The 11,416-nt window shown below is 42.7% G+C and carries 12 protein-coding genes; 5 read left to right on the forward strand and 7 right to left on the reverse strand.

What is annotated here, in order from left to right:
- Positions 1–87 precede the first annotated feature (87 nt).
- The 3 genes from AACQ17_RS01195 (at position 88) to cueR (ending at position 2,592) form a co-directional block, all read left to right on the forward strand.
- The gene (locus AACQ17_RS01195; protein WP_013857319.1) at positions 88–1,200 is read left to right on the forward strand and encodes a porin; all 1,113 of its coding nucleotides are present in this window, start codon (positions 88–90) and stop codon (positions 1,198–1,200) included.
- Between the two features lie 62 nt (positions 1,201–1,262).
- Positions 1,263–2,060 carry a YccT family protein gene (locus AACQ17_RS01200; protein ID WP_013857318.1) on the forward strand — a complete coding sequence of 266 codons (798 nt, stop codon included), beginning with the start codon at positions 1,263–1,265 and terminating at the stop codon, positions 2,058–2,060.
- 112 nt (positions 2,061–2,172) lie between these two features.
- Positions 2,173–2,592: a Cu(I)-responsive transcriptional regulator gene (gene cueR / locus AACQ17_RS01205; protein ID WP_017043453.1), complete on the forward strand. Its 420-nt coding sequence runs from the start codon at positions 2,173–2,175 to the stop codon at positions 2,590–2,592.
- A 121-nt stretch (positions 2,593–2,713) separates the two neighbouring features.
- Here the strand turns inward: cueR and AACQ17_RS01210 are convergent, their stop codons facing one another.
- The 4 genes from AACQ17_RS01210 to AACQ17_RS01225 form a co-directional block, all read right to left on the reverse strand.
- A complete protein-coding gene (locus tag AACQ17_RS01210) occupies positions 2,714–3,181 on the reverse strand; it encodes an NfeD family protein (RefSeq protein ID WP_088721046.1) in 468 nt (155 codons plus the stop codon).
- A 7-nt stretch (positions 3,182–3,188) separates the two neighbouring features.
- Positions 3,189–4,112 (reverse strand): SPFH domain-containing protein, encoded by a 924-nt coding sequence (locus tag AACQ17_RS01215; protein WP_013857314.1) that lies wholly within the window; start codon positions 4,110–4,112, stop codon positions 3,189–3,191.
- 307 nt (positions 4,113–4,419) lie between these two features.
- Positions 4,420–5,274 carry a thioredoxin family protein gene (locus AACQ17_RS01220; RefSeq protein ID WP_094147287.1) on the reverse strand — a complete coding sequence of 285 codons (855 nt, stop codon included), beginning with the start codon at positions 5,272–5,274 and terminating at the stop codon, positions 4,420–4,422.
- Between the two features lie 399 nt (positions 5,275–5,673).
- Entirely contained in the window at positions 5,674–6,588 is a 915-nt protein-coding gene (locus AACQ17_RS01225; protein WP_088732081.1) for a TIGR01777 family oxidoreductase, read from the reverse strand.
- Between the two features lie 228 nt (positions 6,589–6,816).
- Here AACQ17_RS01225 and yfcE point away from each other — a divergent pair, with 228 nt between their 5' ends.
- Entirely contained in the window at positions 6,817–7,374 is a 558-nt protein-coding gene (gene yfcE, locus AACQ17_RS01230; protein WP_026027494.1) for a phosphodiesterase, read from the forward strand.
- A 17-nt stretch (positions 7,375–7,391) separates the two neighbouring features.
- Here yfcE and AACQ17_RS01235 read toward each other — a convergent pair whose 3' ends face one another.
- From AACQ17_RS01235 to AACQ17_RS01245, 3 genes are all read right to left on the reverse strand, one after another.
- On the reverse strand, positions 7,392–7,670 hold the full coding sequence (locus AACQ17_RS01235; protein WP_017045494.1) for a SelT/SelW/SelH family protein: 279 nt from the start codon (positions 7,668–7,670) through the stop codon (positions 7,392–7,394).
- Between the two features lie 83 nt (positions 7,671–7,753).
- Entirely contained in the window at positions 7,754–8,269 is a 516-nt protein-coding gene (locus AACQ17_RS01240; protein WP_026027495.1) for a regulatory protein ToxS, read from the reverse strand.
- Positions 8,270–8,279: 10 nt separating this feature from the next.
- Entirely contained in the window at positions 8,280–9,146 is an 867-nt protein-coding gene (locus tag AACQ17_RS01245; RefSeq protein ID WP_094167758.1) for a winged helix-turn-helix domain-containing protein, read from the reverse strand.
- Between the two features lie 258 nt (positions 9,147–9,404).
- Between AACQ17_RS01245 and htpG the strand changes: the two genes are divergently transcribed.
- Positions 9,405–11,312 (forward strand): molecular chaperone HtpG, encoded by a 1,908-nt coding sequence (gene htpG / locus AACQ17_RS01250; RefSeq protein ID WP_013857307.1) that lies wholly within the window; start codon positions 9,405–9,407, stop codon positions 11,310–11,312.
- The last annotated feature ends 104 nt before the right edge of the window (positions 11,313–11,416 follow it).

Below are 11,416 nucleotides of genomic sequence, written 5' to 3' on the forward strand. Positions count from 1 at the left end.
TTTCAACATAGGAAATGATTTCTTCCTTCGCCGGCCAACTTAAGGGGGAAATAAAAAACAGCTATATCTATTTTTAGGAGTTTTTCCATGGACAAAATGTTTAAACGTACTCTTTTAGGCGCTGCAGTTGCTATGGCTGCAGTTGGTGTTCAAGCTGCTCAACTAACGGACAATGTCCAGTTGTACGGTCAAGCTGCTGGTAACCTTTACTTTGAAAGTAAAGGTGATAGCGCGAAAGATGATACTGTTGGTGTGGAAATTGAATCACGTGTCGGGCTTCGTGGCACTCAATCATTCAATAATTTTGGCCCTGATTTTGTGTGGCAAATTGAAACATCTAACGCATTTAATGGTGATACTGGTGGTCAATTTGGTGGTCGTGATACCTATCTTGGTTTAGCATTTGATGATGTAGGTACAGTCAAAGTCGGGCGTCAACTTGTTTCTATCTACGATTATGTAGACTGGCCACACTCAAACCCAGGTTTAGGTAATGTATTTGACTGGCACAATGCAATTGGTGCAGGTTACCAAGACCGTGCAGACCACGTGATCCGTTTTGACTCTGTAGACTACAGTGGTTTCAAATACTCTCTATCTGCCAGCAAAATGGAAAGCTCTACTGATAACGCAGTAGTGAGCTTTGCGTTAGCTTATAACGCAGAACGTTTTGGTATCCACGGTGGTGCTTATCTTGGTTCGAAAGAGAAAACTGTAACTGCAGCTAAAGATGGCTACTATGAATTTGACAGTTCTAACGGTGAGAAAAAATGGGTTGATGCAACGGCTGCTAAGACAGATGAAGCCCAAGCTGCTTATTACTTAGTTGGTGGTAACGTATCTATTACTGACAAGTTGAGCTTGACAGCTGCTTGGAAACATATGACTAACGAAGTAAATAATGTTGAGAAAAAACAGGATGCTTACTCTGCAACACTAGCTTACTGGGCAACATCTGAGTGGTTATTTAAAGCAGGTTATTCTGCTACGACTAAAGCGAAATTTGGTGGTGAAACACAAGCAGAAAGTAGCAGTCGTGCAATTACAGCACGCGCATTGTATGTACTTGACCCATCTGCAGTACTCTACTTTGACGTGCGTAATTACGATATGATGACCCCTGCTGACGGTGATGGCAAAGGCAATGCTGATGCCAATGACCAAACTCGTTTCTTGATGGGTGTAGAATACTACTTCTAATCATATAGATTAAAAGTGTAAATCGAGGCGAGCGATAGCTCGCCTTTTAACTGGAGGTAATAATGAACAAACTTATGATTAGCGCGTTATTAGGAATGGTTATTTCTGCTAGCTCCTACGCTGATGTGGTGGTGAATATAGATCGAAACCTCCAGATTCTAGCCGTGAATGGCGTTGAACCTGAAATATCGTTTGGCCATACCAATGAAATTACTCTACCTGATGGCGCAAACCAGCTTTTGGTACGTTTTGACAAAGTAATTCACTTTGGTGGTAATCAAAATAAATATAAATCACCGGCGATCGTGGTGAGTTTTAATCAAAGCAATAGTAAGGTGCTGCTTAAACCGGCATCGATGGTCAAAGATGAAACCACTGCCAAAGCATTTGATAAGAACCCTGCGGTTGTCTTGACTAATGCAGCTAAGCAGTCAGTGGAGTTTCAACAAGACGTTTTAGTTACACAAGGTTTTTCACTGATCCGAGATTATGAAAAAGAGCTCTATCAATATAATTCGCAAGCGAAAGTCGCCTCAATCAGTGCACTGAATCAGGTCGGATTTAATCAAAAACGTGGTCAAGCAGCTCCAATGCCTGCTCAAGCTAGTGAGACAGTAATCAGTGCAGAGCCGGTAACGACTGCCGTGCCAACTAGTTTCACAATGGTGCAGTATCTCTATGGCGAAGCAACTAGCGCGGAGCAACAAGAATTTGCCAATTGGGCCTTTGCTAACCGTGCCGCTGTTAATCAGCCGCTAGTGAGCGAAAATAAGCTAGTGACCATGATGGCCGATTGGTACCAGAAAACTGACAAAGCCGATAAAGCAGCGATTCTAGCGTGGCTGATTAGCCAAGAGTAAAGGCTATTTTTCTTGCATAAATGGCATTTCATTGTATTTTTAGCACTAACAAGGCATGGTTAACTCCCATGCCTTTTGTGTTTTTGTCTTTGTATTTCTCAATGGTTAGCCTATGAATATTAGCCAAGTTTCTCAGTTAACAGCACTTACCGCTAAGTCCATTCGTCTTTATGAAGAGAAGGGGCTGATATCGCCGCCCCTTCGTTCAGAGAATGGTTACCGTCATTATCAACAAGCGCATATTGATGATCTTTTACTTATTGCGCGATGCAAGCGCGTTGGTTTTAGTTTAGAGGAATGTAAATCCTTACTCGCCCTTGCCAACGATCCGTCCCGGACTAGTTTTGCAGTCAAAGAGAAAGCGCAAGAGAAGTTGAAACAAGTATCACAGAAGCTGGCAGAGCTTTCATTGATTAAGTTGCAACTAGAAGAGTGGATTACCGAATGTCCAGGCGACGGCGGTAGTGAATGCCCGATCATAGATAATTTGAAGGGGCAGTGTTGCCATAACGACTTGAACAAGTCAGTGTGAAAATGAGCTCATTAGCTAATGAGCTGTCGAGGCACACACTACAATTGGGCTGCCCATAAATGAAAAAACCAAAAGCAATTCATCACTTTTGGTTTTTATGTACTTTCTTACTGATGTTTACTCAATGAGGCTGGCTCTCTTTAGGCTCAACAATCAACACAATTCCTTCGACATCTACGACTTTAACCACAACATCAACTTCTAGGTTTTGCTGGCATTTCGCTGTCCACGTCGTATCGCCGAGCTGCAATCGAAAAGTTGCCCCTTCTTGAACGCTCTCTTTAAGACGAGCTGTTTGTCCGATCAGCTGTTTCTGTTTCTGGTTCAGATCACGAGTCTCGTCACCATCGTGGTCTGATTTAAATTGTTTACGCCACCATAACCAAGTCGTGACGAGTGATAAACTTGCAAAAGCCATCCACTGAAGTTGCCAACTGATGGGGAGCATCGCAAAGATAAGGCCAACGATGAGTGCGGAAATACCTAACCAAAGAAAATACCCAGCAGTTCCAAGCAGTTCCAATGCAACAAGCACTAAGCCTAATGCGAGCCAGTGCCAATAATTCATTTGTTGTATTAGCTCTATCACGTTAGGCCTACTTATCTTGTGAGGATTTTAGGTTGAACATTTCAGCAATGCCAGCAACCGAACCCATCAACCCAGTTGCTTCTAATGGCAGCATGATGATTTTGCTGTTCTCTGCTTGACCAATGGCTTTAAGTGCTTCGGTATATCCTTGAGCGATAAAGTAGTTAACCGCTTGCATGTCACCTTGCGCAATCGCATTCGAAACCATCTCCGTCGCTTTAGCTTCCGCTTCGGCAGCGCGTTCACGTGCTTCTGCTTGAAGAATAGCCGCCTGCTTTTCACCTTCAGCTTTAAGTATTTCAGACTGCTTTTGGCCTTCGGCGCGTAAAATTTGTGCTTGACGTACGCCTTCGGCTTCTAACACTTCAGCACGTTTATTTCTCTCCGCTTTCATTTGCGCGTTCATCGCCGCGGTTAAATCCGCTGGTGGTTGTACATCTTTAATTTCGATACGAGTGACTTTTACACCCCAAGGGTTAGTCGCCTGATCGACTATCGATAACAATTTAGTGTTGATCATGTCACGCTGGCTGAGCATTTCATCCAGTTCCATCGAGCCCAGTACGGTACGCATATTGGTTAGAGTTAAGTTGCGAATGGCGTGTTGTAGTTCGCTAACTTCATAGGCGGCTTTCGCAGCATCAATCACTTGCACGAAGCAAACGGCGTCGATAACAACATTGGCGTTATCTTTGGATATCACTTCTTGTGCTGGGATATCAAGCACCTGTTCCATCATATTAATTTTTTGTCCGACGCGATCAATGAACGGAATAATGATATTTAAACCGGGGCGTAGGGTGTGTGTGTAACGTCCAAAACGCTCTACTGTCCAATTGCTCCCTTGTGAAACGGTTTTCACGGCAGAAAAGATAAATGAAATAACGACGAATACAAATATGCCAACGGCGACGAGTGAATCAATAGCCATAACGGTTCCTTTTAAGTATTAAATAATCCTAATGTTGATGTTCCTTTCTCTATTGAAACGGCCGCTGTGTTAGCTAAGTTCGTTCACCCCAATCATAGGGCTTATTGTGCTTATGGGGATGAACTCACTTGCCGACTGCCAGTATCTCCAAGTCATTTGGATATAGGAGCGATTCTCATCAACGTTTGAGCTTTGCTATTGATCATTCTCTATCAGTTATCGATATGGAACAAATGAAATAATGAGATTTGATACTGGTTTTTTAACAATCAAAGCAGAACGTTTCCAGTTTAATTGCTTGATATTATTAATATAATAGTGAATACAGCTTTCTGCGATAGAGACTTGCCACACTATTTCCTTGTCCAAGAGCACTTAAAATGTCCATAAACACTTTTTTGAGCCCGCCATCGAGGCAATTGAGGTCGCTTTGTAAAAATGACCATAACAGCTCGAGAGCTTCTTCATTACGGTTAACTTGATGATATTGAAGCGCTAACTCACTTGCTATGTGAGCGTTGTTTGGCTCAGCGGAAAAAATCTCTTCTAATGCTTGAATCTCTGGGCTGTCAGCGGCTTGCTTGTGCAGCTCCAGTTTGGCGATTAAGCCTTTGTAGTAACCATCTTGATACTCTAGTGGGATGCGTTCCAGTTCTGTTTCTGCCGCTTCATACTGCTGAGTTTCCAGAAACACATCAGCGAGGGCCAGTTTGACCTCTGCTTTTGCTTTCATATCGTCAGGTAGACTTAGTAGCAAGGGTAGTGCTTGCGAATGTTGTGTTTGCTCTATCAGCGTTAAGGCTTGCTGTAGCGAAACTTCATCGTGGCTTGGCAAATGTTTGTTTAACATTGTATTCACTGTTTCTATGGTCTGAGCACCTGCTAAACCGTCGACCGCTTGACCATTAATAAACAGAGCGATTGTTGGCAGGGCTTGAACACCAAATTGTGCTGCCACTTGCTGTTCTTGTTGGCAGTTGAGAATAGCCAAGGTGAATGCGCCACTGTGTTGTTGCGCTACGCTTTGTAATTCAGGAATGAGTTGTACGCTCTCTTGATTCATGGGTGCCCAAAAATAAAAGAGAATAGGAGTCTCAACTGAGCGTTCGAACACCTCTCGAAAGTTGTGCTGATTGACCTCAACGATGTAAGGTGATTGCATGATATTTTCCTTGCGATAATCAAGTTTATAGTCTTAGAAATAGGGGTGAAAATTGGAATATCAAGGGCAAATGAAAAACGCTACCGTTAAAGTAGCGTTTTTTATCTCTCAAAGAGAGGGCAAGCAAAGGTGTCTATAATATTAAAAATAGTGTCAGCGCAACACCGACACTGAGCCAATTTAATTGGTGTAATGTCATATTCGTCGTACCACATGTAACGCTTTGTATTGGATTAACGGGGATATCCAGAGTTGTATCATGTCACATGAATGTTACGAATTAATGACAATTAAGTTGGTTGTGCTACTTTATGCAACCGTCGGTTTATCCACTGATAAGTATCGCTTTTGTCATTATCGTATACCTTGCTATTCACAAAAAATATAGGCCAGTTTTGGTTAAGCACGATGTTGTAATATATTTTTCAACGCAGGTTCTAGGTGTGAAAACTGGAAGTGAAATCCTAGCTCGGTTAGCTTTTTAGGTTTTGCTCTAATACTGTCAAACAGTAAAACAGCCGCTTCACCCATTGCAAGGTTTAGAACCCATTTGGGAGTGAATAGTATGTGTGGTCGACGTAATGTTTTCGCCAATAGCTGGCTAAAATGCTTATTAGGTACGGGATGTGGAGCACAGAGGTTAAAAGCACCTTGTGCATGTGGCGTGTCTAATAAATAGGCTATCGCTCGTGCCATATCTAATAAGTGGATCCATGGCATATACTGTTCACCCTTACCAAGAGGGCCGCCCAAGCCTAAACGGTAAGGTGACAGCATTTTCTTTAAAGCACCACCATCGCTAGCGAGCACGATCCCCGTACGCAATAGGCACACTCGAGTTTTTTCTGATTGCGCTTGGAGTGCGATGCGCTCCCATTTTTCGCAAACGTGATGAGGAAAACTTTGTTGGTGCACATGTAATGTTTCATCAAACGGATGAGACTGTTGGTCACCATAATAGCCGACGGCCGAGCCACTGATGAATACGGAGGGGGGCTCAGTACTGGCATGGATGAGCTCAACTAACCGCTCTGTTATTTCCCATCGACTAGCGCAAATGATCGCTTTTTGTTGTTTGCTCCAACGTTTGTCGGCGATCGGTTCTCCTGCAAGATTGATAATGGCGTCAAATTGATTCGCGTCTTTTAAACTCGCTAGGGAAGTCAGGTAGGTGATACTACCTTTGTCTACATGGGCGAGCTGCTGCTTAGCACGCTCTATATCGCGCGTGAGGAGGTAGATATTGTGCGTGAAAATCTGTTTCATCAGCTCTTTACCGATAAAGCCAGTCCCTCCCGTTAATAGTATTTTCATGTTTCTACCTCATTGGTCTGTGCGATATCACCTAAATGGTGGTGATGAGAACGATAGCCATGTTAGTTAAGTGGCGATGCTTGTTTGCCATCTAACCTAATATAGGAAACTTATTTAGCATACGTGAATTGTTCGTGGTGATAAATGACAATGTTTATCCATAACTCGAGATGACGAAGTGTGCTGAAATTCGTACAATCTGTAGCTCCAAAATACGGAGATAAAAGTATGAAGTTGTTTTTTGCTTCGGATTTACACGGTTCACTGCCTGCTACTGAAAAAGTACTCAGTCTATTTGAACAGTCAGGTGCAGACACTTTAGTACTGCTAGGAGACCTTTTAAATCATGGTCCGCGTAATCCTATACCTGATGGGTATAATCCGACCGCAGTGGCGGAGTGCTTGAATCGATGGGCGCCGCATATTGTGGCGGTCAGAGGCAATTGTGATAGCGAAGTCGACCAAATGCTGCTCGACTTTCCGATGATGATGGATTTTTGTTGGGTAGTTTTGGAGTCAGGAACTCGTTTTTTCTTAACGCATGGCCATCAATATAATGCTCAAAATAGGCCACCATTAAAAAAAGGTGATGTTTTGATCCATGGCCACTCGCACATCCCTATGGCGCAAGGTCAAGATGATGTCATTATTGTCAACCCGGGGTCCGCGACCTTTCCACGTAATGAATTTCCCCCAAGCTACGCTATTTATACGGATGGATTATTTCAAGTAATGGGGCTAGAGGGGCAAGGACTAGCGCAATATCGTTTAGCGACTAGCTCTTAAACCGGTCGCTATCTGATTTACCTGTTGTCTGAATGACCCAGATCTCGCTCTGGGTCAATGATATCTCTGACTCGTTGCTTAAGAACTTTTGCTTCAGGGAAACCACCATCATGTTTACGTTCCCAAATACGTTGCCCATTGCACATGATTTCAAATCGTCCCCCTGTATCAGGGTAGAGACGCACAGATTCAATTTCTTCACTAAAAGTATGCAGTAACTCTTGGCTTAGCCAAGTGGCTCGAAGCATCCAATTACACTGGCGGCAATAGTAGATCTCAATATTGGCTTTTTCCATGGTGTACCTTTTGTGAAGAAGTAAGGGCCATTCGCAACAAAGGACCTTTCGACCCTTCAGTAAAGTTACAGATTACTCGATGGCTAATTGATAAACAGCACTGTCGAACCATGGCTTAGGCTGGTGAGCAATAATGTTTTTTCATTGACGACATCAATACGTCGGCTTTGTTGAGCATCCATCTTGAAAAATTGAGTAATCAGTTCTAATTGCTCAGGGGTAAAGTCCTTACTTTGACTAGAACTAATGTTTTTAAATTCGCTAGGCGATATCAATAAGTAGCTATCACTGATATCCCAGGTGCCGGTTTCTGAGATATTAATGAAACTTTCACTTTCACCACCCACGGCGAATAACTTCACATTTGACATTCTAATATAAGTACCGTTAGGTAAATATTTTACATTCGAATTGACATCAACCCGACGGATTGGCCCAACAGAATCATTCTGTTGACTGCGTTTTACCACAGTGACCATTTTAGATTGCCATTCTTGCGCCGTTAGGATTTGTTCTATTTTTAAATCACTGCCCCAGTATAACCAACTACTGAATAGTGCAGAGATAGCTAAGATGAGGGTTGCCACTTTTGGATTCATATTTATGCCCTTATTTACACACGTTGGCCAAATCATCTTGGTTAGCTAAAATTCGTAAAGTGACATTTTCACCCGAGAACTCAGAACTATGGATGTAATTCAATACGAGCTGATTATTTTGACCACCAGTCGCAATCACCTGCTTAGGTGCCAGTTCTCCAGTATGTGATTCATTGTATTTTTTTACGCATTTTTCAATAGAAGGTAACCATTTGTTTAGGTCTGGATGATTGATGGGCGTATTCACAACTATGTTGTTATAAACCGCAATCTGTTTAAATTTTGATTGTGCAGGGCTAGTCAATAGGAGAGCCAGAATAGGTAAGAAAAGAGCCACAACCAACATCAATTTGCTTTGCAGTGTTAACTTTTCTTTCCCTATTTTTACTTTCGCGAGTGGATCTGTCGTCACGGTTTGGGATGTTGTCTCTTCGGGTTGCGAAGTGGTATCCGCGTCAATGTCTTGGATAGACTCACTGGTCAGTAACGGTTCCTCTTCAGGCTCGTTGGTGGTGTTTTTTTGTGAGTAAGGGGTTGCTCGAGTCACCGAGGCGATCATTTGATAACCTCGTTTCGGCACGGTTTTGACGAATTCTGGTGATTTGGTTTGATCTTTCAACATCTTACGAAGTGTTGAAATCGCTTGAGTTAAGCTTGAGTCATCAACTTCAAAACCTTGTTCACGCCACACAAACTCATGCAGTTCATGGCGTGTAATGACTTCATTTGGGCGTTCACAAAGTAGAAGTAAAATTCGACTTTCGTTACTACCAAGGCGAACAGCCTCTTGTTCGTTTTCTTGTTCAAGCAAAGAGTTACTATTGGGATCAAACGTGAATCGGTTAGCAAGGATGAATTTTGTGCCTATGTTACTCATGATAATCTTCTTATTGTTGGCATGTTTAACCGTCCATCAACCTAGCCTGCTTGGGGAAGCAATTGATGAAACATTATGCTAGTTTTTATTTTCTTTGATAAAAATTATGGCAAGCATAATCAAAATAAATGAAAAAAACAGTGTTTTTATGATTATTGACCTTGAATTTACAATTGCCAGCCTCATCTTACTAGCAAATCATCCTTGGTTGCACACTCTGTGTGTGAATGAAAATAACTCAGATGTTATGGAGCTAGTATGAGCGAAACGGCTACTACCAATAAAGAAACTCGTGGTTTTCAATCTGAAGTCAAACAGTTACTTCATCTTATGATTCACTCTCTTTATTCCAATAAAGAGATCTTCCTTCGCGAATTAATTTCAAATGCCTCTGATGCTGCGGATAAACTTCGTTTTCAAGCGTTGTCTAATGCCGATTTATATCAAGGTGATGCCAACTTAGGCGTTAAATTATCGTTTGATACCCAAGCGAATACGCTGACCATTTCAGATAACGGTATTGGTATGAGCCGCGAAGATGTCATTGAACATCTCGGTACGATTGCAAAATCCGGCACAGCGGAGTTTTTCTCTAAACTATCCCAAGATCAATCTAAAGACTCTCAGCTTATCGGTCAGTTTGGGGTGGGTTTTTACTCGGCCTTCATCGTCGCTGATGCGGTCACTGTAAGAACTCGCGCTGCGGGTTTACCTGCTAACGAAGCGGTTCAATGGTATTCACAAGGCGAAGGTGAATATACAGTAGAAAGCATTAATAAAGAGTCTCGTGGAACCGATATCATTTTGCACATGCGAGAGGAAGGCAAAGAGTTCCTTTCTGAATGGCGTCTGCGTGATGTGATTTCTAAATATTCAGACCACATTGGAATTCCAGTTTCTATCCAAACCAAAGTTCGTGATGACGAAGGTAACGAGACTGAAGAGACCCAGTGGGAACAAATCAACAAAGCACAGGCGTTGTGGACGCGTTCTAAGTCAGAAATCAGTGATGAAGAGTATCAAGAGTTCTATAAACACGTTTCCCATGATTATGCTGACCCACTGGTGTGGAGCCATAACCGTGTAGAAGGTAAAAACGATTATACCAGCCTACTTTATATTCCAGCGAAAGCACCTTGGGATATGATGAATCGCGATCATAAATCAGGCTTGAAACTTTATGTTCAGCGTGTATTTATCATGGATGATGCTGCGCAATTTATGCCGTCCTACTTGCGCTTTGTACGTGGCTTAATCGACTCAAACGATTTACCGCTTAATGTTTCACGCGAGATTTTACAAGATAACAAGGTGACTCAATCATTGCGTAATGCTTGTACCAAGCGTGTATTGACCATGCTTGAACGTATGGCGAGCAATGATGCTGATAAATATCAAACCTTCTGGAAAGAGTTTGGTTTGGTACTCAAAGAGGGGCCTGCAGAAGATTTTGCTAATAAAGAGAAGATCGCCAGCCTATTGCGCTTCGCCTCGACCGAGGTTGACTCAGCAGAGCAAACGGTTAGTTTAGCGGCTTATGTTGAACGGATGAAAGAGGGGCAGGATAAAATCTACTACCTCACCGCCGATAGCTATGCTGCGGCCAAAAATAGCCCACACCTAGAGCAGTTTAAAGCCAAAGGTATCGAAGTTATTTTAATGTTTGATCGCATTGATGAGTGGTTGATGAACTACCTCACTGAGTTTGATGGAAAAATGTTCCAATCCATCACCAAAGCAGGGCTAGATCTGAGCCAGTTCGAAGATGAAGCGGAAAAAGAGAAGCATAAAGAGACTGAAGAAGAGTTTAAATCGGTGGTTGAACGTACGAAGCAGTACCTTGGCGATCGTGTCAAAGAGGTTCGAACTACCTTTAAACTGGCAAGTACTCCAGCGGTTGTTGTGACCGACGATTATGAGATGGGTACGCAGATGGCAAAATTGCTTGCTGCGGCTGGTCAACCGGTACCAGAGGTGAAGTATATTTTGGAACTTAACCCTGAACATGCGTTAGTGAAACGGATGGCCGATGAAGCGGATGAACAAGTATTTGGTCGCTGGGTTGAAGTTTTACTAGGTCAAGCGACGCTCGCTGAGCGTGGTTCGATGGAAGATCCGTCACAATTCTTAACCGCAATTAATCAGCTTTTGACTAAGGTTGAATAGCTAACTGGCTAACAAAAAGCTCGCAACTGCGAGCTTTTTGCTTTGAATAGCGATTCTCTGCTGAGAACGAGCGATATTTTAGGCAAACTTGCAGCGAACATCCG

Source organism: Vibrio sp. V10_P2A27P122 (assembly GCF_963874335.1).
GTDB classification, from domain to species: Bacteria; Pseudomonadota; Gammaproteobacteria; order Enterobacterales; family Vibrionaceae; genus Vibrio; species Vibrio anguillarum.